Origin of the sequence: Pseudomonas caspiana (assembly GCF_040224095.2) — a bacterium.
In the GTDB taxonomy this organism is placed as follows: Bacteria; Pseudomonadota; Gammaproteobacteria; order Pseudomonadales; family Pseudomonadaceae; genus Aquipseudomonas; species Aquipseudomonas caspiana.
On the sequence record NZ_CP167995.1, the window covers coordinates 35,626 to 57,456 of the forward strand.

A 21,831-nucleotide genomic window follows, 5' to 3' on the forward strand; every position below is an offset into this window, starting at 1 on the left:
ACCGAACAATGAATTCGCTGGCAGCGCTGTTATCCTGCTGACCCTTTTCCCCTACCACCAAGTGAATCGCTGAAATGCCTCAATGGAAATCCCTGATCGTCCGCATCGTTGAACTGATGAAGCGTTATCCGGGGCTCATTGCGGCGGGTGGTTTCATTTCCGGTATTGCCAGCTTCATTCTGGTGGACCGTCAGGAAGGTCTGGCTACCTGGATTGCTGTGGTGATGCTGCTTAGCTGGCTGTGGCTGATGGTCGAAGGCAGCGCCATGGTGCTGTTCACCAAAGTGTTCAAACGCAAGATTCCCGAAGGAATATTGCGTTACGGCACGCAGATGATTCACCAGGAAAGTCTGTTCTTCGTTCTGCCGTTCTTCTTCATCACCACCACGTGGAACAGCGCCCAGGCGATTTTTACCGGGATGCTGGGTGCGGCGGGGCTGATTTCCATCATTGATCCGTTGTACTACAAATGGCTCGCTCCGCGGCGCTGGCTGTTCATGGCCTTGCACACGCTGACGCTGTTCGCGGCGTTGCTCACTGCGCTGCCGATCATCCTGCACCTGACCACCGCGGAGAGTTACAAGCTGTCGCTGGGCATCGCGATGCTGCTGTCATTCCCCAGCCTGATATCGAGTTTTCCGGTCACCAGTTGGCGGCGCGGAGTAGGGGTGGTGGTCACGATTTTGATGATTGGCGGCGCTGGCTGGTTGCTGCGCTCCTGGGTACCGCCCGCGACGCTGTGGCTCACCGAAGTGGCGGTCAGTACTGATTTTGATAACAAGAACCGCACCCCAACCGACAGTGTCACTGAGGTCAGCGCTAAACAGGTGCGCACCAGTGGTCTGTATGCCTACACCGCGATCAATGCGCCGCGTGGTCTGGATGAGCGGATTTACCACGTGTGGCGGCACAACGGCAAAGAAGTCGACCGGATTGCGCTGGATATTCATGGTGGCCGCAAAGAAGGCTACCGAGCGTGGACCCACAAACGCAATTTCCCACAGGACGCTGTAGGTAAGTGGCAGGTGAGGGTGCTGACCGAAGACGGGCAGATGATCGGCGTGCTGCGTTTCGAAGTGACCGAGACTGATCAGGCGCCTGTCACTCGACCTTCTGGCCGGATAATCCGTCTCAAACCGGGTGGCGATGACCGCAACAGTGCGGCTGATGAGCCTGCGCCGCAGCGTTCAGAGCCCGAGGCAAAAGAGCCTGAAAAGGCTCAGCCTGAGGCGGCCGAGCCTGATGCCAAACCTGATAATGCCGAGCCCGCCGCTCAGTAACCCTGACGCTTACTGCGCAGTTGCGCCGAAGAACCAGTAAGTGACCATGATTGCAGCGATCACGCCGGCAAGTTCGGCCAACAGCGCGCAGCCTACAGCGTGACGTGCGCGCTGAATGCCGACGGCACCGAAGTACACCGCCAGTACATAGAAGGTGGTTTCGGTACTGCCCTGAATCGTCGCGGCAGCCAGTGCTGCAAAGCTGTCCACACCTTGGGTTTGCATGGTCTCGATAAGCAGTGCCCGGGCGGCGCTGCCCGAGAACGGCTTGACCATCGCAGTGGGTAACGCATCGACAAAGCGTGTATCCAGCCCCAACCACTGAACCAGATGCCGAATGCCTTCCAGGCCCAGGTCCAAAGCGCCCGAGGCTCGCAGCACACCGACGGCACAGAGCATGGCCACCAGATACGGCAGCAAGCCTTTGGCGACGTCAAAACCTTCCTTCGCGCCTTCAACGAACGCTTCATAGACCTGCACCTTACGCAGCGCACCGATCACCAGAAACAGGATGATCAGGCCGAACAGTGTCAGATTGCCGAGGATGGAAGAGAGACCCGCCAAAGCTGCCGCCGACATCGTTGCCAGCAATGCCATGAAGCCGCCGAGGATCAATGCGCCGGGAATCAAGTAGGCCAGCACGACCGGGTCCCACAGTCGCAGGCGCTGCATGAACGCCACGGACAATAAGCCCACCAGCGTTGAGGCACTGGTGGCCAGCAGGATCGGCAAGAACACCAGGGTGGGGTCGACTGCGCCTTGCTGCGCGCGATACATGAAAATCGAGACGGGTAGCAGGGTTAGCGAAGAGGCGTTGAGTACCAGAAACAGAATCTGTGCGTTACTGGCGGCAGTCTGGCTAGGATTGAGTTCCTGCAGGGAGCGCATGGCCTTGAGGCCGATAGGCGTTGCCGCGTTATCCAGGCCCAACGCGTTGGCGGCGAAGTTCAGCGTGATCAGGCCAAGGGCAGGGTGACCCGCAGGCACTTCCGGCATCAAGCGCAGGAACAACGGCCCCAGGACTTTTGCCAGCCAATCGACGATTCCGGCTTTCTCCGCAATCCGCAGAAAACCCAGCCACAGCGTCAGCGTGCCGAACAGCAGCACCATGACTTCAACCGACAGCTTGGCCATGGCGAAGATACTTTCAACCATGGCCGCAAAAATTCCAGCGTTACCACCAATCAGCCACTGGCCGAATGCGGAGATTGCTGCAATCAGGAAAAAACCGAGCCATAGAGCGTTAAGCATTCACAAGTCCCCCGCAAGATGCCGCGATGATAGCGGTGCGGGGGCAAACAACAAACCCTTGCGACGTCGCCTTACTCTTTTGTAGGTGCTGCCGAAGGCTGCGAAAGGATTTTCCTGACTCGCCGCCTTCGGTAGCGCCTGCATAGAGCGTGTCCGCTTGATGTGTTAGCGCAGAATCTTCGGCGCTTCATCCCTTGGCAGGTTGTTTTGTGGCAGTGGCTGCCCGGTGTATTCCACTTCGCCACGCAGCTGCTCGCGCAGTTGGCGGGCAACATCTACACCAATGGACTTGGACACATCGCGCACCACGCGGGGACGATTCAGTGAAACCTTGATGTCGCGGCTGTTTACCAGCTTGGTGTCCTGACCTTCACCCATCGCAGTGAATGCCGAGGTGATTTCAAAGGTGCGGGTGTTGATCAAGCTGAAATCGGCCACCAGCGTCAGGCCAAGAATCGCCGAATAGCTGTTGGTGTTCGCCAGCTCACCGATGTCCTGCTGAAAGTCGATATCCGATACGGTGCCGAACAACACGTAATCCGCGCCCTTGAAGCTGCCGTTCTTGATGCGCTTGATGACGTCATAAACGTCTTCTTTGGATTTGGCGGTGTACGGTGTTCCCTGCACCAGCTGGAACATGCCGGACTTGAGAATCTCGCCCTTGATGTCACCGCTGAATTTGCGCAGCTCGCTCTGCTCGATGTAGCTGTAGCGCGCCTCGTACTCTTCGTAGCTGGATGACCCGCTGGCATTGTAGTAGCTAGCTTGCATGTTGCTCTTTGCCGAAACGGTGTGGATATAAGCCTCCACACGTTCCTGAAAAGCCAAATCCGTCACCGCGATTTTCGGTGCAGCCTGAACGCCAAAGGCGCACATCAGGCCGACGATACCCATCCATGCACGCATTGTTTAACGCTCCGTGGTTTTGCGGATTTCTTTCTCGTCCATCCATTCGGCCAGACCGCTTTCTACATCGATCAGTTGCAGGCTGAATTTGTAGAAGACGTCTTTGTAATCAGCACTGCGCTTGACGATGGAACTGATCGAGCCTTCGAGACGGTATTTGGCAGCGATCATGTTGCCCGTCTTGCTGACCGTCGATTTCTTGTACAGGCCGCTCTGGTTCTGCAACTTGAGCTGGTCGACCTGGCTCTGCATTTCGGTGTTATCGCTGGCGAAGCGGGCAGTGCCGGACTTCATCAACTGGGTTTTGATCGACGTGGTGATTTCGCGGGTATCAATGTACTCGCTGGTCTTGTTCTTCACGTCGTAGACCTGAACAACCGGACGACCTTGCAGGATCCCGGATTGAGCCAGGGAGCGGGTCATGGACTCGGCGATCATTTGCAGGTCGGTGGAGCCGAATTCGTTGGTGACGGTTTCAACAGCTTTAGTGTCGCCGTAGCTGATGTTCTTGCTGCCCAGCGATGGCGAGTTGTTGGCGCAACCTGTAGCCAGCAGGGCGACAGCGGCGATGGAGCAAAAGCGGATAAACATGCGGTAGTTCTCTTCAACTGAGCAATATGGGAGGCGGATCAAGGCGTCTTCACTTCGAGGCGAAAGTCAGTGGCTTTCGGCGTCGGTGCAATCGCCGGCAGGTAGCTGGTCTGATTGCCGTACAGCGTCGTGCTCTTCCAGCTCTCGGCGTCGGACACCGGGAAACCATCGTTCCCCAGCCAGGCGAAGCGGTAGTACATCTGCTTGTTGTAACTGCTGGTGTTATTGAGCTGCACATTGACGGTCAGGAAACCGTTTTCACGGGCGACGCGCATGGCGCCCACCTCAATGTTTTTCATGTTGCCCATCGACACCACTTTGCTGGCGGCACTGCCAGGCGCAGGTGGCGGTGGGGTGGCGCATCCGGCGAGCAGGGCCAGAGCAAGCACGCCAAGAATCTTGATACGCATGGAAGGTCTCCGTCAGGGTTGTTTGGTGGTCGCGATGGCTTGTGGCGCAGTCGATGGCGTTACCTGAGCCATCAGGCCATCGGTGTAAACCTGATTGCCAATTGCCCGCAGGGCGACGACTTGATAGCGCTGATCAACCTTGACCTGCACGTGAGTGCCGCCGGTGGTGGAAGGCAGGATTACGGTGTGCATGCCTTGTGGCAGACGCAGGCGGGCAACTTGCGTGTTATCGGGCAGCGTGCGCCATGTGCGAGTGTCTGCCCCCTCGGTAATGGCTGAGGCGATGCCCACGGCCAGACCGGCCAGCGGATTCACATCATTGATCTGCTTCTGTGCGACGCCGCGAGTAATGGCGCGAACCGTGGTACGCAGAATGATCCCCGGCATGTCATCGCGCAGGGCGCGGCGGGACATGTCAGTGGTGCTGTTGAGCTTGGTCAGGTTGATCTGCTGGCCGTCGAGGCCGATCTGGGTGAAGGCTGCTGTGGTGGTGTCGGGTTTGATCACCGGGAACGACAGCGGAGTAATCACCAGATTGCCGCTGATTGGCAATGGCAGCGGAATACGCACCGAATCACGGGCTGGAGCAAAGCCGCTCTGCACCACGATCAGCACTTCGCTATAGCCGTCTTTGCTTTCCTTGTCGTCAAGCTTGAGCAGCGCTTCATCCAGCAGTGGGGTGTTCGGGCGCAGCTCGGCTGCTTTGCGATAGCCCGGTGCAGCGAGGCCTTTTTCGCCCATGGCTTCGTATACGAAGCCGGACAGGTAATGGCTGAACGCACTCTGGTAACTGTTTTTCAGACCCACGACTTCTGGGGCGTCAAGGGAAGCTACGGGATAGCCCTGCAGGTCCTTGAACTGGGTTTTTACGCCTTTGGTCTCGGCTTCCTCTTCGCTCTTGAGATATTCCTTGTCACGCAGCTCTGCGATTACTGCTTCACGTTCGTGAGTCTTCTTGATCTCGACGCGGGCGCCTTCGAAGTCGTTCTTCGCCAGCAGGTTCAAAGCCATCTGCGTGGTCAGCATGACTTTCTCGTAGTCGTAACCTTCGTAACGACGGACCTTGTCGTTGACCAGAAAACTACCGAACTGGGCCAGGTACTTGTCGGTATCGAGCTTGACCGACTCTTCCCACTGATACACCACCTGATCTGCGCTGCGCCACGCGGTCTGACTGCCAGCCAGGTCGCCTTTGGCGCGTAGCAGTTCGCCCTTCTCGAAGTAATAAAGCAGATCCTTGTCGGCGCTGGTGTTGTTCTTCTCCAGCACGCCCAACGCACCGTCAACGTTGCCACTGGCAAGCTGCAGGTTGGTTTCTTTGAGTTCGGTGTCGTAGCTACGGAAGGCAGAGCAGCCCGCCAGTTGCACAGCGGCAAACAGCGCAAGCGCAGTCAAGGCACGAGAAGACATGGAGTGTTCATTCCCTGAAATCGATAGCAGGGACTGAGTCAGCCGCTATACAAATCCGTTTGAGTAAGCAGCCGTTTGTTGGCTACTCATGAGGTCCTTGTTGCGAGCGGATGTCGTTTGCAGCCAAGGGCGCGGGATTATAAGCGGCATTCCAGCGCTGACAATGGCTTTTTGATGGCTCACAGGTTTTTAGGCCAATTCCTACGCTGGTGAAGAGAATTGCCTCACACATTTAGGTCATCACTGTGTGTCTTTACCCTGATTCAAGAGGGGGTTATGCGAACGACGCCGCTATGCAAGTATCTTGATTTCCAGTTGTTGTGTTGAGATCAAGGAGACCCCTGTTTTGCCAGCCTCAATCGCCAGCGATATCCAGATTTGCCGTTTCCAGCCCGCCGACCGCCAGGGCGTGATCGACGTCATCCTGCCCATTCAGCGTGAAGAATTCGGCATCGCCATAACCGCCGAAGACCAACCGGATCTACAAGCCATCCCCGACTTCTATCAGGTCGGTAACGGCGACTTCTGGGTTGCCAAGCATGAAGGCCAGGTGATCGGTACCATCGGCCTCAAAGACATCGGCGCACAGCAAACAGCCCTGCGCAAAATGTTCGTCGCAGCGCCCTTTCGTGGCCGTGAGTTTGGGGTGGCGGCGCAGTTGCTCAGCACATTGCTTGAAGAGGCGTGGCAACGGGGCGTGCAGGAAATTTATCTGGGCACTACCGACAAATTCCTCGCTGCACACCGGTTTTACGAAAAACACGGGTTTGTGGACGTGGCGAAAGAAGCGTTGCCGGAGAGCTTTCCGGTGATGAAGGTGGACAGCAAGTTTTATGTGCTGCGCAGAGCCTGAGTCGCTTTTGTGGGAGCAGGGCTCGCCCGCGATAAAGCTGACGCGGTGAGCTTGAAATCCGCGGTAACTGTGTCGCGGGCAAGCCCTGCTCCCACAAGGTTTGCGAAAACTCTTACCTATTCTGCTCCGCATGCGCCCAACGATAATCAAGACGTGGCGCGCGGACTTTAACTTTGCGCTTGGTCTTGGTCAGCGTCGGTTCGAACACCGGTTCCGGGTCGCGCAGGAAGGCGGTCATGACTGCGCTCAGGGCGTACAGGCCAGTGAATGCCCAGACCACGCCAGCCAGACCGAAGCTGTCCTGGAAGATCGCGACGACGGCTGGGCCGACCCAGGTCGAAGCACCTGCGCCAAGGCTCAAGACAGACAATGCGGCAGCTTTGTTCTGCGGAGCGAGGGCTGGCGCGAGTGCCGAAAGCGGCACGAAACAGGCCAGCGTCAAACCGTAGAGGGCACCAAAAATGGATGCGATCAGGAAGTCATTCGGGAACGCCTGCGGCATGAAGAAGAACAGCGGCGTGCTGATCGTGCTGCCGACGGCGCCCAGCCACAGGATCGTGTTGCGATAACCGATCCGGGTACTGATGATGCTGGAAGCGAGGTTGCCGATGATGTTGAACACAAACACGATGGTCAGCAGTCGCAGCCATTCTTCGAGGCTGAAGCCTACGGTGTGCATGAAGAAGCCCGGCATGATCACCAGGAAGCCGAACATCGACGAGGTGTTGATCACGCGCACCAGACCGGCAAGCGACACTTTGGGCATTTCCCACATGATGGTGATGTTCTTGGCCATCGAGACCAGAGGTTTTTCGCCTTCGGGGGCCAGACGCTTCATGCCGTGAGCGTCGCGCATGCCCACCAGTCCGATCACGCCGCCGACCACTACCAGTGCGAAAGACAGCCAGAACGTCGCCATGGCACCAATCAGCGGGATGCTGACGCTCGCGACCAGTGAGCCAAGGGTCGGCAGACCGGCTGCATAGGCAACCCAGAACCAACCCACAGCCATACCCATTTTGCGTGACGGAGTGGCGGCTGCGATCCAGACCAGAAAACCGTAGGCGAACAATGGGTAGCCGAAGCCACGCAGGCCGTAGGTCAGGAGGATCATGGGGTAGCTGAGTTTTTGCAGGCCGTAGATCAGGAACAGCACCTCGAAGGCGCTCCAGATCAGCAAGCCAAGAATCATTACGCGCTTGGGACCCCAAATGTTCGAGAGCGCGCCCGCCAGCCAGGAGGAGATACCGACAGTGACACCGTAGATGGTGAAGACCATGGCGATTTCATCGGCAGGCATGCCGCGTTCGCTGAGGAAGGGGGAGAGATAACCCAACTCGACGCCATCGCCGATCATGAAGATCAGCAGGCCGACGAAGCCCCAGAACATGGGATAGGGGATGCCGGTTTTCTCGCAGAATCTGGCGAGTGCAGTGTTCGGAGTGGATTGATCGCTCAATTTTCCGGTCCTTCTTTTAGGTACAGCACGGCGTTTGGTGACGCCGTATGAATGGCCTCAATGAGGTTGAAAGGCAGGGTTGCCCGACACGCTGTTGGCAAATGCGCGAACACATAACGTGTGGACTTTCATCTGATGCAGGATCGCCGCTATACGACTTCAATGACCCATGAATCTATGTTTTTTATAGATTTTCGAGCCCGTTTGCTTTTTATTTATCCCATCTGGGGACGATGATGGCAACCGCTCTAGACCGCGCCACCTGTGGCGGGATGACGCAGCTGATTACGCGTCGTCCCCAGTTTATAGGGGGCAGAGCGTTACAAAAGATGTCGAAAGAAATAGTCAAAAAAATACAGCCGGGATGGATTGCTAGCAATGTGTGCAATTCATGACGGCATATGCGCCATCGCAACGCGCGTCTAACTCAGCGGATTGAAGCCGTGACCGGCAGAACAAAATCGCTCTTCGATAGCCTGGCTGGCGTCGCTGCCGTCTTTGTCCCGACGCTTGCCCCATTCGCGGCATTTTTCCCGGAAGTAAACTTTGGCGCCTTTGCGGCATTCGCGGTGCTCGATCGAGCCACGCCGATAGTTGGCGCAGACGCTGCTGCCGTCGATGCGGTTGTCCTTGACGGTCCATTCGGCTGCGTAGGTGCGTTTGCCGTCCCATTGCCAGACAGTGCCGCGCTCGACGTTAGAGGCCGTGACGCGTTTGGTGCGTGCGGTTTGTTGCTGCTCGCTTTGGTACTTCGCCAGGTAGGACGCACTCACCATCCCGCTTGCGTCTGGATTCCGGGCTGTGCGGGGGAATTGTCCAAAGCGGCAGGTGGCGACGGCTTCATCAATGATGTTGTCCGGTTTGATGCAGTCGGCCAGCGGTTTGGGGGCAACCAAGGCGTCACGCGTATACATCGGGGGTACCGGATTGGAACTGGCAGGCAAGGTGGGCGTAGGATTTCGATGGGCAGTGACTTGTTGAATAACGCTTTGCAGACGGTCATTGAAATGCATCAGCAGATAGCCCGCAGCAACGATGAACAACAACGGCACAAAGATACGTCGGTAAAGCCGCGAAGGCTTGGAGGGATAACGTCTATACGCTCGAGGCACGTCCTGAGTTGGAGCGCTCAGACGCTCAAATGGATTGAGTTTGTCCCGAGACTGGCTCTCGCTGGGATCCATGCACTCTTCCTTGATGTGGGCTGCGCATCCATTGCGCCAGGGAGTAGCGAGGTTAAACCGATTGAAAGTGTTTCGCCAGCGTTACGGATTTTGGGTTTGACCCCTGTAGGAGCTGCCGAAGGCCGCGATTCGCGGTGAGTCAGCAAATGCGCTCGCAGCCCTCGGCAGCTCCTACACGGTATGGCGATCCAGAGATGAATCGCCAGGGTTCTTAAACCTCTTTCAGCAACTCATCCGCAATCCGCAGGCTCAGCGCCGCACCGGTCAGCGTTGGGTTAACGCTGGACGAGGAGGCCATGACGCTGGTACCCGCGATGAACAGGTTCGGGTGATCGTGGGTGCGGCAATCGCGGTCGACAACCGAATCCTTCGGATCGTCGCCCATGATGGTGGTGCCCATGATGTGCTGGCGGTTCTGGAAGCCAACGTCGGTGCTGAGGATGTCCGCGTCGAGCAGCTTGGCGAAGTTTTTGAAGTCCTCCAGCGCCTTTTCCTTACCGGCATGCCAGTAGTCCGGCACGCTGTAATAGATCTCCGGAACTGGCAGGCCAATTGCGTCGAACTTGGTCTTGCTCGGCGTTACGCGGTTCTCCGGCAGCGGCAAGGTTTCGAAGTCCACCGCCCAGTTCAGCGAGCGCGCCGATTGCAGACGAATGCCTTCATCCAGCTTGGAGCCGAGCACGCCTTTGGCGATCAGGTTCGAAGTGATCTGCGAGGTCGGCACGGTGTTACGTACCTTGATCTTGTAGCTCGGGTAATCCTTGCGGAATGCACCGTCGCGGCTGTTCAGATAAACCAGCAGTTGCGTAGGCCCTTCGCCCGGCCACATGTCTTCCTTGGTCATCACGTTCATGCTGATGCCGGTGTGGTCCATCAGGTTACGACCGACCTGGTCGGAGGAGTTGGCGATGCCGTTCGGATATTTCTCAGAGGTGGACATCAGCAACAGCTTTGGCGACTCGATGCCGTAGGCCGCCAGCACGAAGTAACGGGCCTTGAGCTGGTGCTTGGATTTGTCCGGTTTCATGTACCAGATAGAGGTGATCTTGCCGCTATCGTCGGCCTCTATCTTGTAAACCACCGAGTTATCCATGACCTTGGCGCCATGCTTCTCGGCCTCGTCGATGTGCATGGAGCCATCGTACTTGGCGGCAATCGGACATACCGGATTGCAGTTGTTGTTGCCTGCACACGGCGGACGCTTGCCGTACGGACGAGTGGCGCGTCCGTTGGGTTCCAGAATCGGGTTGTAGCCGCCTTTGCTGAGCAGTTCAGAGAGACGCTTGAACATGTAGCTCGGCTTGAGGCCTTCCATCGGGTAAGGGATCGAGCGGGGCGGGAATGCAGCGCCACCCTGACCGCTTTCATCCTGACCGTCGACGCCTGACACACCTAGCTCGGTTTCGGCGCGAGCGTAGAACGGTTCCAGTTCGTCGTAGCTGATGGGCCAGTCGCGACCGCGTCCGTACAGGGACTTGAGACGGAAGTCGTTAGGCAGCATGCGCCACAGCGACGAACCGAAGTGCCAAGTGGTGCCGCCGACAACGCGAAGGTAGGACGTGTTGTACTTCACCGGCCCGACTTGCTGCAGGTAGTCGCCATAAGTGGACGGCGCGTGCGGCAGGCTTGGATACGGCGAGCCGGCACCTTGCAGCTTGGCGTTGGCCAGCGACAGTTTGATCGGCGCATTGCGGAAGGTCTCGACGATATCGCGTCGGTTAACCCGTGGACCTGCTTCCAGCACAATCACTGATTTTTTGGCTTTGGCCAGTTCGCTGGCGATCAGGCCGCCCATTACGCCGGAGCCGATAATCACCACATCGGCGTCGAAATCACCGCTGCTCATATTCTGGAATCCTTGGTATCTGCTGGCTTGGGACCCCAGGTTGCCGGGCCGCTGCCGTAAGTTGGGACGATGAGGGTGCCGTGGGTCGGGAGGTACATCATCGCTTCGGAGAAGGCGACGAGTTCCGCGTCGGCGGCTTCGCCAACGATCCCCAGATACCAGGCGGCAATGATGCTGGTCGCGGTCGCCTTGAGGGACGCGTCAGGGTTGGCCAGCTTCAGGTATTCATCGACATGCTTGAGGTTGTTGTCGGCAATCAGCTGCTTCAGAGCGGCAGCATTACCCGCGAAGTTCGGTGCGCGTTTGGCCAGGGCCGTGTAGTAGCGCGCAGCCAATACCGGATTGACCGGACGGCTCACCAGAAACTGCGACAGCGCAATAAAGTCGGCGCTCGACTGCTCTGCAGCCAGTACCGATTGCCACGGCAGCATGCCGCCCACCAGACCCATCAGGCCCAGTGCGACAGAGCCGCGCAGCAAATTACGGCGCGAGACGCCAGCCGGCGATTCAGGTTGAGTCGATGCTTGCTTGTCAGTCATTGAAGTATCCATTGCTCAGACCTCCTTGCGGCGGCGTGCGATCAGCCATACCACCAGGCCGATCAGCAGAACCACGAGGATGATTGCCGGGATCGTGAACCTGGCCAGGGTCGCCAGCGGAGCCGTTGGGCCGCCCGCTCGGGTTTGGGCGACATCGGCAGCGGTCACTTTCTGGTCCGGGTTGCCGTAGTGCGACAGGACATAGTTACTGACGTCGGCAATTTCCTGATCGGTCAAACGATCAGTGAAGAAGCCATCGGGACCAAAACCAGGCATGTCGACTGCCACGCCATCGACGGTGCGATGCACGCCGTAGACGATGGTCGCGACCAGGTTGTCAGCACGGCTGGTGGCCGTGTTGTTGAACAGCGATGGATATTCTTTGTTGCCCTGACCATTAGGTTGGTGGCAGTTGGCACAGGTCCCGCTGAACACGTGCCAGCCCGGATTGTCTTCCGGTTTGCCGCCACGCAGAGTTAGTTCGTCGGTGGAGGCTTGGCCAAATTCGTGGCGGGCTTTCTTCTCACCCGAATTAACCGGAGCGGTTTGCTTCAGATAGGCCGCAATCGCCTTCAGGTCGGTATCCGGCAAGTACTGCAGGCTGTGCTCGACCGCTTCAGCCATCGGGCCTGCGGCCTGCGCCTTGCCTTCCACATGCCCGGTGCGCAGATAAGCGACGATCTCATCGCTGGACCAGGCGCCGATGCCGCTGACTTTGTCCGAGCTGATGTTAGGCGCATACCAGGCGCCCAACGCACCGCCGCCCAGTGGCTTGCTATTGTCAGCGGCCATCAGGAAGTTACGTGGCGTGTGGCACGTGTCGCAGTGAGCCAGCGCGTTGACCAGATAATCGCCGCGGTTGACCTCGGCAGATTTGCTGGCGTCCGGCGTGAAGCGTGTGGTGTCGTGGAACAACAGGTTCCAGCCGATCATCGATGCACGAATGTTGAACGGGAACGCCAGTTCAGTTTTCGGCGATGGCGTGTCCACAGCCGGTACTTCATGCATGAAGTAGTCGTAAAGCGCGGCGATATCGCTGTCGGTGATCTTCGAATACGAGGTGTAAGGCATCGCGGGGTACAGATGCGTGCCATCCGGCGTCACACCGTCGCGCACCGCACGAGCGAACTGCTCTTGGCTGTAGTTGCCGATACCGTTGGTTTTAGACGGGGTGATGTTGGTCGAATAAATCACACCCATTGGCGAATTGAGCGGGTAACCGCCAGCGAATGGTTTGCCGCCAGGCGTGGTGTGACACGCGACGCAGTCAGAGGCGATCGCCACACGTTTACCGGCAGACGCATTGGCCTCCAGCTCTTGGCCATTGGCGGAACCCGCCAGGCACAACATCAGCGTCAGCAGACCCATACAGGCACCTCTGATCCGCTGTCTTTCTCGAGTAAAACAAGACATGTATTTGTCTACCTTAGGCAACTGCAGCCGTGGCTTTTTCAGGTTCGGAGGCTAGTGGTGCGCCTGGTCGGAAACGACGCTCACGGAAGACGTCGATTCAGCGCTAGCGACAAGTTGTCGCACGAAAACGGGGGGAATGTTTCACGATCTGTAACATCTTGCAACATCCAAAGCAGGCAAAGTGCCATGCTAATTTTGAATCGTCGAAGGCTCTAAATCGGGCATTTCGGCTACAGGCCCCGGCCCGTATGGGCTAGATGTACGACGACTGTATGACTTGGCCGAGACAATCTTTGGAACGTTTGTGCGAATTTCTTCAAAGGTCGGGAAATCGCGGGCTCATTGGAAGCTAGGCTTGCCTGCAATGAACGATGACGCGGTGCCTCGACGGACCCAGGAGTCTGATTCACAGGCAGCGTTTCCAGAACCAAAAAAGCCCGCACAAGGCGGGCTTCGAAACACTTCAGCACTTACACCAAGGTGTTCTTCTTGATGCTGCCTTCCTGAATGATCATTGCCAGGTTTTCCCCTTGGCCCACCAGGCACTCAATGGACTCCAGCGGGTTGCCGTCGACCACCAGCAGGTCGGCGATAGCGCCTTCGGCGATGCAGCCCAGTTGGCCTTCGCGCTGCAGGATTTTGGCCGCGACGGTGGTCGCGCTGCGCAGGGCAGCGAGGTTGCCCAGCACTTCGGCGCGGATCTGCAGCTCATGGCTTTGGTATTGGTGCATGTCGCCCAGCAGGTCCGAACCGTAGCCCATTTCCACGCCCGCTTCCGCGAACAGCCTCAGCGCGTTGCGACCGGCCAGCCGTACGTCTTCAATCTTGGCCACGGAATCAGGTGGCAGACCGGCTTCGGCGCCATGCTTGGCAAGCATCTCGTAGGTGACCTGAGTCGGCACCGCGAACGCGCCTTTTTCGGCCATGAGTTTTGCGGTGTCGGCGTCAACCAGGTTGCCGTGCTCGATGGTGCGCACGCCACATTCAATAGCGCGACGAATCGCCCGAGCGGTGTAAGCGTGAGCCATCACGTAAGTATTGGCGGCCTCGGCTTCATCAACGATGGCGCGGATTTCCGCCTCGCTGTACTGCGTGTTGGCAATCGGGTCTGTCGGTGAAGACACGCCGCCCGAAGCCATGATCTTGATCTGGTTGGCGCCTTGTTGCAGTTCTTCACGCACGGCCAGACGCACGTTATCAACGCCGTCCACGACGCGGGCGATAGCGCCAGCACGGAAGCAGCACGAACACGGCTCGCTCAGCAGCAACTCACCACGAGCGCGCATGTCGCCGTGACCACCGGTTTGGGACAGCGCTTTACCCGCTGCAAAAATACGTGGTCCCGGCACGAGGCCCAGCGCGATAGAGCGAGCCAGCGCCCAGTCGGCACCACCCGCGTCACGCACCGTGGTGAAGCCGCGATTGAGCATCGCTTCAAGAATCGGCAGGGCGCGGTACATGATGATGGCGTTGGGTTGTAGGGCGTTCATGCCCAGGTTGGCATTGGAGGCCAGCACGTGAACGTGGCAGTCGATCAGGCCGGGCATCAGCGTGCGGCCATTCAGATCGATGACTTGGGCATCGGCTTCGGCAGCGTCATTTTGTGGGCGAACAGCGCTGATGCGTCCACCCTCGATCACAACTTCCAGACCGCCCAGCAATTCGCCTTTGTTCAGGTCGAGCAGTTGGCCGTTGCGCAGGATCAGGTGTGCAGTGTTTTGAGTACTCATTGCAGAGCGGCTCCTTTGAAGGTGGCATTGGCGGTGGTCTTGCGGTCGCGGTACAGAAACGCGCCACAACCGCTGACCATTGCCGCGAACATGATGTAGAAGGCTGGCGCGACATTGCTGCCGGTGTTGGCGATCAGCCAGGTAATAGTGAACGTGGCGAAACCGCCGAAGATCGTGACCGCAAAGTTGTAGGCCACGGACAGGCCGGTGGACAGCACGTGAGTCGGCAGCAGTTCGCTGAACGCGGCCAGAATCGAACCGATATAACCGGCGATCAGCAGGCCCATCACCACTTCAAAAATCAGCAGCGAGGCCAGCCCCGGCATCTGGTTGATGAACAGGAACATCGGATAAGCCGCGACGAAAATTGCTGCCGCCGAACCCAGCAGCCACGGCCTGCGACCGGTTTTGTCAGCCAGCATGCCGACAATGGGCGTGGCCACGATCAACACCGCGCCGCCCATCATCCCGGCGCTGAAACCCACGCCGCTTGGCAGGCCCAGAACCCGGGTCGAATAGGACGGGATGTAGAACAGAATCGCGTAGGTGCAGACCGTCCACAGCACGACCAGCGAGAAGCTGATCAGGGTTTCCCTTGGGTAAGTACGGAACACTTCCCGCAGTGGCGATTCAGTGGTTTTGGATTCTTTGTAGACCGGGGTTTCGTCGATGCGGCTACGAATGTAGAAGCCGACCGGCCCGATCAGCGTGCCGATGATGAACGGGATCCGCCAGCCCCAGCTTTCCAGCTGCGCCTGAGTCAGGTAGTTCGAGAGGATGGCGCCCAGCGTGGAGCCCAGCAGCACGGCGACGCCGATACTGGCCTGAATCCAGCTGGAGTAAAACGCTTTCTTGCCGTCTGGCGCGTGCTCGGTCAGAAACGCCGTCGCGCTGCCCATTTCACCGCCCGCGGAGAAGCCTTGCAGCAGCCGTGCGAGGACGATCAGCACCGGCGCGATCAAACCGATTTGCGCGTAGCTTGGGGTGATCGCAATGATCAGCGTACCCAGCGCCATCAACAGGATGGTCAGTGACAGCGCGGCTTTACGCCCGTGCTTGTCACCATAAACACCCAGCACGATGCCGCCGACCGGACGCATGAAAAAGCCTACGCCGAAAGTCGCCAATGCCAGTAGATAAGAGGTGAGTTCGCTGTCGGTGGGGAAAAACACCTTGGCGATGATGACCGAGAAGAAGCTGTAGACCGTGAAGTCGAACCATTCAAGACCGTTGCCGATCACAGTCGCGATGACGGCTTTGCGTGCTTTCTGGTTGTGGGTTGGCGTGTTTTTTATAGCGTTCACGTTGAACTCCTGCATGCAAATTACGCAGGGAGTGGTCCCGCGCACGAGTGGGGCAGAGAAGCAATCGGGTGAAACATCGTCAGGGTCTTATGCCCTTGTAGGCCCGAGAATAACTCGCGAAATTGAATGCAGGAAAACGCTCATTGGGAAGATATGCATGCGCTGAGCGCATGCAGGAGGGCGCGGATCTTTAGGATATCGCTCGGCGCCCCTGACACCCCGCTGTCGCGCAGCAAACATATAACCTGTAGGAGCGCACGAGCACCGCGAGGCCGCGATGGCGGTTTTTCAGGCAGACCGCGATCGCTGCCTCGCGGTACTCGTGAGCTCCTACAAAGCGTCGTATTCAGCCCCGGAGCTCTGAACCGTCAACCACTGCTCAAAAGACCGTGCCGCACGACTCGGAAACTGCCCCGACGGATTGAGCAAATAATAACCACCGATCTCACCCACATGGACGTCACACGCAGGCACCAGCGCACCGGATTTCAGATGCCCGTCAATCATCGGCTTCCACCCCAACACAATGCCGCGACCTTCGATGGCCAGGTCCACCATCACCGGGTAGTTGTTGACCGTCAGGCGTTTAGGAATCGCCGAAGCATCGATACCCTGGCGAGCAAACCAGTCTGTCCAGGACAGCCACTGGCGCTGACCATCCTCAAGCATCAACAGGCGATGTTCGAACAACGCTTGTGGCTTGAGCACTTGGCCTTGCAGATAGCCCGGCGCGCAATACGCCCCCACCGACTCAGCAAACAACAGCCGACTGTCCAGCCCCGGCGGCGACCCGGAACGCAGGAAATACACCGCCAGATCGAACTCCGCCCGCACCAGCGAATCCAGCCCGTCGACCACCCGCAGGCGCACATCCACATTGGGAAACTCATCGGCATAACGCCCCATCAACGGCCCCAGCCACAACGCCGCGACACCACTGGAACAAGCCAGCGTCAGCTCCTGCTCGCCGCTGTGGGTCATGACCTGCGCCGTCGCTTCAGCGCATTGGGCAAGTACACGATGCACCTGCTCGGCATACACCTGCCCGGCCACCGTTAAATGAATGCGTTTGTGCTCACGCCGAAATAACGCCCGCCCCAGAAACTCCTCAAGCTGCTGCACCTGCCGGCTGATCGCGCTTTGCGTCAGATGCAGCTCAGTGGCAGCACGAGTAAAACTGCCATGGCGCACCGCCGCCTCGAAAGCGATCAGGGTTTGCAGCGGCGGCAGGGGTTCGATGCGCATGGGGAGTCCGGACAGTCGTGAAGTCCCGCCATCAGAACAAAAAAACGCCGAGGTTTCACCTCCAGCAGGATTCGCCTCGTTGATCCTTGAGAGAGCGGCCGCTGTGTCAGCAATACCTTGCGCAAATACCTGTGGGACCTGAGCTTGCTTGCGATGAACGATAACGCGGTGCATCTTCAACGTGCCGTCTGGTTCGAAACTAGCTTCGCACGCAGGATGGGCAGCTTACCGAGTCAACCTGTCCAGACCGAGAAATCTGCCATTAGCCAGCGTCAATCCATCAGATGTCGTGCAGCACTCCCAGACAACGCATCGTCCAGAATCGCCTTCGCCATATCACTCAAATGATGAACCGCCCAGACACTCTGCTTGCTTGCATCACCCATCGCGGCGTCGAGGCTCAATTCATGGATACAGGCCAATAAGCTTGAAGCGTGCTCCAGTGCGGATTCGATGGGGATGTCGGGATTGATGCGAAACAGCGGCTGACGGGATGGGCCGTAGTTGGAAAAGGTGGTGGTGCCGAGGGTTTTGGTTGGGTGTAAGTCGTCAAAGGTAGTCATGGTTCGCGTTCCTATATCTTGATGAACCGTCATCTCTGCCGCCAAGCAGAAAAGGGTGACGGATTGCACAAGGTTGGCGGACCGGAGATATAGGAACCCGGCACTCCCGAAAGAGTCCCCGCGCAACCCGTCATAAAGCCAGGCCACACGCGAAAAAACAGCGCCTGCCATCTTAAGTCGGGGCGCTGCTTTTCGCCTATATCTGTCGGACCGCCAAGCCCGGTCGCTACGTTTGCGTCGACGGGGTGGACTTTAGGGTTGTGGGGCGGGAGCGACAAGGATGTGACGTGGACGGAGGATGTAGGGGGATTCCGTAAATCAGCTTGGCCGCGGAATGTGTTTTACGCTCAGACCTATGTAGTAAACCAAGTCATTTCTGACGGGATCACCAAGTGTCTTCATCACGGCCTCAACCTGATCTTTTGTCAGAAGATGCTCATCCGGCGGGACATGCTGCATTGACGCCCAACCCATTGCATCGAGCACTCTTTGCTCTAGCTCTGGCGGTACGTCCATGCCGTATTTTAAAGATTCGTCCGTATCAGAATCTGAGTAAAAGCCACTGATCCAAAGAAATATGACCTTCAACGTATCTCCGTTACATCTTAGTTGTTACGCTCGAACGCCGATGAAGACGTCTAGTTCGCTTGGTAATGGTTCGTTGACCGCTGCGAATACTTGATCCAGTTGTTCCATAGATAAAAGCCATTCGCCATCATGGCTCTCCTCCAAGCTTTCCCATCCAAGAATCTTCAATACAGCGTTTTCATATTCAGGCTTCACTACGAGGTCGAATTTCAACGCATCGTCCTCAGCGTCATCTTTTAAAAATCCGGAGATCCATAAAAACATAGCTGTTGTCCTTCCGGTCCGGTTAGGTTTCACCGTTTTTTGGCGAGCCTATTTTCTTGCCTGATATCGACGATATCGACTGTTTTCAGTGTCTTCTCTGATTTCACCGTTAATCAGCATTACAAGTAAGCTGAAAAATATGTCTGTCATCGTAAAACGGGCTGCCGATGAGAGCTTCAATAGCTGCCGCCTGTTCGGCACTTATGTCATAGCCTTCATCGCCTCGTTGAGGTTCTGACCACCTCATGATTCGCGCAAGTCGTGCATCGCAATCCTTAGGGACGGCGACTTCAAAAGCCAAGAACCTGGTCTCGTTGTCGAACGCTTCGATTTTGTAGTTCACCACACAGCAGATTTCCGGCATTCCTCGCTATGGCCTTACACCGATGAAAAGGTCTAGGTCCATCGGTAGCGGCTTTTTGATCAACGCGGCAATCGCTTCGACCTGCGTGGCTGTCAAAGGAAGTTCACCATCGGCCTCTGCTTCCAGGCTTTCCCAGCCCAATACCTTCATGACTCCCTGCTCAAACTCGGGGTCCACATCGAGTTCAAATTTGAGTGAGTCGTCTTCGCTGTCGTCTATCAAAAAACCGGTGATTTCCAAGAACATGATTTTTTTCCTTTTGAGTCATTTTGGTGTCGTGCGTCCAGCCTCAGCATCTTTCGTTCGTTCTCCCGTGTCGGGATCAAATTCTCCTAAGTGCTTACCTTGACGGTCGTATATTTCTACTCTGCCATTCTCATAATCCCACTCATAAATACGCCCTTTACGATCTTTCCACCGAGAGCGTTTTTTCCCACCGCCTTGGACGCTTGATTTCTTTTTCACCGGCATCGCATCCGGAAAGCCCTTCAGTCTTTTAGGCGCTGAATGATAGCTATGATCCCCACCAACCGGCCGAGCAAACACCACATACATCGACTTCAACCCAGTATCCGCCGGGAACACCACGATGCAGTCGTCGGTGGTGATGTCTTCGCCGGGGAAGCCTTCGATCTGGCTGTCGGTGTTTTCCGGGATCGGGTGGACGAGGATGGTGCCCAGTTGTTCGCCGCTGTTTTCGGGGTAGATCAGGGGCGGCATTTCGCCCAGCGGGCCGCGTTTGGGTGTCCAGAGAATCGTAATGCCGTTGAGCTTGGCTTCCAGTGCCGTTTGGTCGGCGTTCCAGGCGGCTTGCACGGTGCGGACCGAATCGTCGCCTGTCGGTCCGGTGTGAATGCCGTAAACCTGCAAAACGCCTTCTGCATCCTGACGAAACTGAAAGCGCACGCGAGTGGGCGCGCGGGTCATGTTGCGCAGTTGCTCGTCGGTGTACAGCGTGCCGTCGCCCATTTTGGTCGGGAGCATGCCGAGAATGAACACACTGGCGGGCAGGCTCGCGCCGCGGATTGCCCAGGTCAAACCTCGTTGCATGATGCCGCCGCCAGTGACTCGGCCCAGCGCCAGCTCTGCCCCTACCTTTGTTGCAACAGCCGCGTTGGTAACCGGTATGGCCATCGCTCCGGCGACCATGACCTCGCCGAAATTGGAGGCGGGTTCGGTGCTGGTGCCTGCGTCTGTCTGGCACCAATTTGCATCGATACACGACTTGGCGAAGATCAAGTCTGTGCGGGGTTTAGGCGCGGGCCAGTAGTCTTTTTCGATGTAGACCGGCTCCGGAGGCTGGGCAGGCCTTACTCGTCCACCCCAAGAGCTGCCGCCCCCAAAATACTGGGCATACCATGGCTCTTCGAATGGATCTTTTTTCAGATCGTCCTTTCTCATAACGCGACCGAGACTGTCCTTAATGTCGGGGCGCGCAGGGTGCCGATTAGCCTCGTGAGGGTCAATAAACGCTCGGTAACTGGAGGTTTCAGGTTTGCTTGCCCGGTCTGCAATATCCGGCTGGATGCTGACCGAGTTCAGCCAAAGGTCGAGTATCGAGTGAAGTATTAGAGAGCCTTGAACAGCGCATGCCATCTACGAATGGCGCAGCGCGCTTCTATTTCAGTGTTAAATTTATTGTTTTACAGAAGGGATACGTAATGAAGTACGCCGCGATACTGTTTTCGATTCCAGTCATAGCGCTTGCGGTCACAATGCCGGTAGCGGCCGATGAATCATCCCAGCGTATGCAACGCGCTTCAGGCTTGTGGAAAGTGACACCGGCCACCTCGCCGTTTTCCTGGGAAATTTGCGTCGACCAGGCAAAGGACCGTCTGATTGACGACGACTTGTGGGCCAACTTCGAACAGGAATGCAAGATCGAGTCAAAAAGCGGTAACGGCGACGGCTACAGCTTTATATCCAGCTGCCCAGACGCGAAGCTGGCCGCCTCGTTCAAGGGCGATCTGACGAAATCGTACATATTGACGGCCGACACTTCGTTCGAATTGAACGGAAAAACCGAGACGCAACGCACCATCGTCAATGGCAGCTTTCAAGGCGTATGCCCGGCCGACATGGAGCCGGGCGTCAAGAAAATGCGCGGCGGCATGAAGATGAACAGCCTGTACATCAACCGCTGAGCGGTCAGAGATATTGCACTGGCCGCGGGACACTGACCGGTAGGACGATTCAAGGCGATTGCTGATTGCTGATTGCTGATTGCTGATTGCTGATTGCTGATTGGTGCGATTTCCGCACAAGCCTCAGCGAAACTTTCCAGCAAAAACAACAAAGCCCGCACAAGGCGGGCTTTGAGTGAATCTCAGGCCATCAATCAGCCCTGAAATCAAATATGGTGCACCAGGCGGGATTCGAACCCACGACCCCTGCCTTCGGAGGGCAGTACTCTATCCAGCTGAGCTACTGGTGCAATGCGGGCGCCATGATACTCATCTGGTTGGCGGGCGTCCATGCTGGTGAGTGCTGTTGTTGATTTTGCACGTTTCAAGGTATTTGGACGACGCTGATCAGAAAATCGGGCGGATGTTGGCAATTGCGTTCTTTTTTTCGAACGGCCTATTGTCCTTTGACCTAGCAGTCCCTAGGATTCGTTTGAGATTTCAAACG

The 21,831-nt window shown here is 57.3% G+C and carries 21 protein-coding genes and 1 tRNA gene; 3 read left to right on the top strand and 19 right to left on the bottom strand.

Features of this window, described 5'->3' with window-relative positions; all coding sequences use genetic code 11:
* Positions 1-74: 74 nt before the first annotated feature.
* Positions 75-1,280 (top strand): DUF5924 family protein, encoded by a 1,206-nt coding sequence (locus ABRP31_RS00160; protein WP_349971300.1) that lies wholly within the window; start codon positions 75-77, stop codon positions 1,278-1,280.
* Between the two features lie 9 nt (positions 1,281-1,289).
* Here ABRP31_RS00160 and ABRP31_RS00165 read toward each other — a convergent pair whose 3' ends face one another.
* From ABRP31_RS00165 to ABRP31_RS00185, 5 genes are all read right to left on the bottom strand, one after another.
* Positions 1,290-2,531, bottom strand: coding sequence for a nucleoside recognition domain-containing protein (locus ABRP31_RS00165; RefSeq protein WP_087271686.1), 1,242 nt, complete (start codon positions 2,529-2,531; stop codon positions 1,290-1,292).
* A gap of 165 nt (positions 2,532-2,696) precedes the next feature.
* The gene (locus ABRP31_RS00170; RefSeq protein ID WP_349971301.1) at positions 2,697-3,437 is read right to left on the bottom strand and encodes a penicillin-binding protein activator LpoB; all 741 of its coding nucleotides are present in this window, start codon (positions 3,435-3,437) and stop codon (positions 2,697-2,699) included.
* Between the two features lie 3 nt (positions 3,438-3,440).
* Positions 3,441-4,028 carry a penicillin-binding protein activator LpoB gene (lpoB, locus tag ABRP31_RS00175; protein ID WP_087271690.1) on the bottom strand — a complete coding sequence of 196 codons (588 nt, stop codon included), beginning with the start codon at positions 4,026-4,028 and terminating at the stop codon, positions 3,441-3,443.
* Positions 4,029-4,066: 38 nt separating this feature from the next.
* Complete coding sequence (locus tag ABRP31_RS00180; protein ID WP_349971302.1) at positions 4,067-4,438, bottom strand: YcfL family protein; 372 nt, start codon at positions 4,436-4,438, stop codon at positions 4,067-4,069.
* 12 nt (positions 4,439-4,450) lie between these two features.
* Positions 4,451-5,848: a hypothetical protein gene (locus tag ABRP31_RS00185; protein WP_349971303.1), complete on the bottom strand. Its 1,398-nt coding sequence runs from the start codon at positions 5,846-5,848 to the stop codon at positions 4,451-4,453.
* Between the two features lie 346 nt (positions 5,849-6,194).
* Between ABRP31_RS00185 and ABRP31_RS00190 the strand changes: the two genes are divergently transcribed.
* On the top strand, positions 6,195-6,701 hold the full coding sequence (locus ABRP31_RS00190) for a GNAT family N-acetyltransferase (protein ID WP_349971304.1): 507 nt from the start codon (positions 6,195-6,197) through the stop codon (positions 6,699-6,701).
* 112 nt (positions 6,702-6,813) lie between these two features.
* Here the strand turns inward: ABRP31_RS00190 and ABRP31_RS00195 are convergent, their stop codons facing one another.
* From ABRP31_RS00195 to ABRP31_RS00255, 13 genes are all read right to left on the bottom strand, one after another.
* Positions 6,814-8,160, bottom strand: a complete 1,347-nt coding sequence (locus tag ABRP31_RS00195) for an MFS transporter (RefSeq protein ID WP_087271701.1) — start codon at positions 8,158-8,160, stop codon at positions 6,814-6,816.
* A 422-nt stretch (positions 8,161-8,582) separates the two neighbouring features.
* Positions 8,583-9,344, bottom strand: a complete 762-nt coding sequence (locus ABRP31_RS00200; RefSeq protein ID WP_349971305.1) for a hypothetical protein — start codon at positions 9,342-9,344, stop codon at positions 8,583-8,585.
* Between the two features lie 211 nt (positions 9,345-9,555).
* The gene (locus tag ABRP31_RS00205; RefSeq protein ID WP_087271708.1) at positions 9,556-11,190 is read right to left on the bottom strand and encodes a GMC family oxidoreductase; all 1,635 of its coding nucleotides are present in this window, start codon (positions 11,188-11,190) and stop codon (positions 9,556-9,558) included.
* On the bottom strand, positions 11,187-11,741 hold the full coding sequence (locus ABRP31_RS00210; RefSeq protein ID WP_087271711.1) for a sugar dehydrogenase complex small subunit: 555 nt from the start codon (positions 11,739-11,741) through the stop codon (positions 11,187-11,189). Before ABRP31_RS00210 ends, ABRP31_RS00205 begins: the two co-directional genes overlap by 4 nt.
* Positions 11,742-11,744: 3 nt before the next feature.
* Positions 11,745-13,097 (bottom strand): cytochrome c, encoded by a 1,353-nt coding sequence (locus ABRP31_RS00215; protein ID WP_349971307.1) that lies wholly within the window; start codon positions 13,095-13,097, stop codon positions 11,745-11,747.
* A 515-nt stretch (positions 13,098-13,612) separates the two neighbouring features.
* On the bottom strand, positions 13,613-14,872 hold the full coding sequence (locus ABRP31_RS00220) for an amidohydrolase family protein (RefSeq protein ID WP_349971308.1): 1,260 nt from the start codon (positions 14,870-14,872) through the stop codon (positions 13,613-13,615).
* Positions 14,869-16,176 (bottom strand): MFS transporter, encoded by a 1,308-nt coding sequence (locus ABRP31_RS00225; RefSeq protein WP_372489298.1) that lies wholly within the window; start codon positions 16,174-16,176, stop codon positions 14,869-14,871. Before ABRP31_RS00225 ends, ABRP31_RS00220 begins: the two co-directional genes overlap by 4 nt.
* A gap of 330 nt (positions 16,177-16,506) precedes the next feature.
* Positions 16,507-17,421 carry a LysR substrate-binding domain-containing protein gene (locus ABRP31_RS00230; RefSeq protein ID WP_349971311.1) on the bottom strand — a complete coding sequence of 305 codons (915 nt, stop codon included), beginning with the start codon at positions 17,419-17,421 and terminating at the stop codon, positions 16,507-16,509.
* A gap of 272 nt (positions 17,422-17,693) precedes the next feature.
* Entirely contained in the window at positions 17,694-17,984 is a 291-nt protein-coding gene (locus ABRP31_RS00235) for a DUF6124 family protein (protein WP_349971312.1), read from the bottom strand.
* Between the two features lie 318 nt (positions 17,985-18,302).
* Complete coding sequence (locus ABRP31_RS00240) at positions 18,303-18,572, bottom strand: pyocin S6 family toxin immunity protein (RefSeq protein WP_349971313.1); 270 nt, start codon at positions 18,570-18,572, stop codon at positions 18,303-18,305.
* Positions 18,573-18,596: 24 nt separating this feature from the next.
* Positions 18,597-18,836, bottom strand: coding sequence for a pyocin S6 family toxin immunity protein (locus tag ABRP31_RS00245; RefSeq protein ID WP_349971314.1), 240 nt, complete (start codon positions 18,834-18,836; stop codon positions 18,597-18,599).
* Between the two features lie 370 nt (positions 18,837-19,206).
* A complete protein-coding gene (locus ABRP31_RS00250; protein ID WP_349971315.1) occupies positions 19,207-19,446 on the bottom strand; it encodes a pyocin S6 family toxin immunity protein in 240 nt (79 codons plus the stop codon).
* Positions 19,447-19,464: 18 nt separating this feature from the next.
* Positions 19,465-20,601 carry an S-type pyocin domain-containing protein gene (locus ABRP31_RS00255; RefSeq protein WP_349971316.1) on the bottom strand — a complete coding sequence of 379 codons (1,137 nt, stop codon included), beginning with the start codon at positions 20,599-20,601 and terminating at the stop codon, positions 19,465-19,467.
* A 260-nt stretch (positions 20,602-20,861) separates the two neighbouring features.
* On the opposite strand from ABRP31_RS00255, the gene ABRP31_RS00260 reads away from it, so the two are divergent.
* The gene (locus ABRP31_RS00260; RefSeq protein ID WP_349971317.1) at positions 20,862-21,344 is read left to right on the top strand and encodes a hypothetical protein; all 483 of its coding nucleotides are present in this window, start codon (positions 20,862-20,864) and stop codon (positions 21,342-21,344) included.
* A gap of 213 nt (positions 21,345-21,557) precedes the next feature.
* Here the strand turns inward: ABRP31_RS00260 and ABRP31_RS00265 are convergent.
* Positions 21,558-21,634: transfer RNA gene (locus ABRP31_RS00265), tRNA-Arg, on the bottom strand.
* Between the last annotated feature and the right edge of the window lie 197 nt (positions 21,635-21,831).

Excerpts from the sequence above, each read along its gene's own strand:
- ABRP31_RS00185 (WP_349971303.1), bottom strand. The coding sequence starts at position 5,848 with ATGTCTTCTCGTGCCTTGACTGCGCTTGCGCTGTTTGCCGCTGTGCAA.
- ABRP31_RS00165 (WP_087271686.1), bottom strand. The coding sequence starts at position 2,531 with ATGCTTAACGCTCTATGGCTCGGTTTTTTCCTGATTGCAGCAATCTCC.
- ABRP31_RS00250 (WP_349971315.1), bottom strand. The coding sequence starts at position 19,446 with ATGTTCTTGGAAATCACCGGTTTTTTGATAGACGACAGCGAAGACGAC.
- ABRP31_RS00245 (WP_349971314.1), bottom strand. The coding sequence starts at position 18,836 with ATGTTTTTATGGATCTCCGGATTTTTAAAAGATGACGCTGAGGACGAT.
- ABRP31_RS00220 (WP_349971308.1), bottom strand. The coding sequence starts at position 14,872 with ATGAGTACTCAAAACACTGCACACCTGATCCTGCGCAACGGCCAACTG.
- ABRP31_RS00160 (WP_349971300.1), top strand. The coding sequence starts at position 75 with ATGCCTCAATGGAAATCCCTGATCGTCCGCATCGTTGAACTGATGAAG.
- lpoB (WP_087271690.1), bottom strand. The coding sequence starts at position 4,028 with ATGTTTATCCGCTTTTGCTCCATCGCCGCTGTCGCCCTGCTGGCTACA.
- ABRP31_RS00255 (WP_349971316.1), bottom strand. The coding sequence starts at position 20,601 with ATGAGAAAGGACGATCTGAAAAAAGATCCATTCGAAGAGCCATGGTAT.
- ABRP31_RS00180 (WP_349971302.1), bottom strand. The coding sequence starts at position 4,438 with ATGCGTATCAAGATTCTTGGCGTGCTTGCTCTGGCCCTGCTCGCCGGA.
- ABRP31_RS00260 (WP_349971317.1), top strand. The coding sequence starts at position 20,862 with ATGAAGTACGCCGCGATACTGTTTTCGATTCCAGTCATAGCGCTTGCG.
- ABRP31_RS00215 (WP_349971307.1), bottom strand. The coding sequence starts at position 13,097 with ATGGGTCTGCTGACGCTGATGTTGTGCCTGGCGGGTTCCGCCAATGGC.
- ABRP31_RS00235 (WP_349971312.1), bottom strand. The coding sequence starts at position 17,984 with ATGACTACCTTTGACGACTTACACCCAACCAAAACCCTCGGCACCACC.
- ABRP31_RS00230 (WP_349971311.1), bottom strand. The coding sequence starts at position 17,421 with ATGCGCATCGAACCCCTGCCGCCGCTGCAAACCCTGATCGCTTTCGAG.
- ABRP31_RS00170 (WP_349971301.1), bottom strand. The coding sequence starts at position 3,437 with ATGCGTGCATGGATGGGTATCGTCGGCCTGATGTGCGCCTTTGGCGTT.
- ABRP31_RS00210 (WP_087271711.1), bottom strand. The coding sequence starts at position 11,741 with ATGGATACTTCAATGACTGACAAGCAAGCATCGACTCAACCTGAATCG.
- ABRP31_RS00205 (WP_087271708.1), bottom strand. The coding sequence starts at position 11,190 with ATGAGCAGCGGTGATTTCGACGCCGATGTGGTGATTATCGGCTCCGGC.
- ABRP31_RS00200 (WP_349971305.1), bottom strand. The coding sequence starts at position 9,344 with ATGGATCCCAGCGAGAGCCAGTCTCGGGACAAACTCAATCCATTTGAG.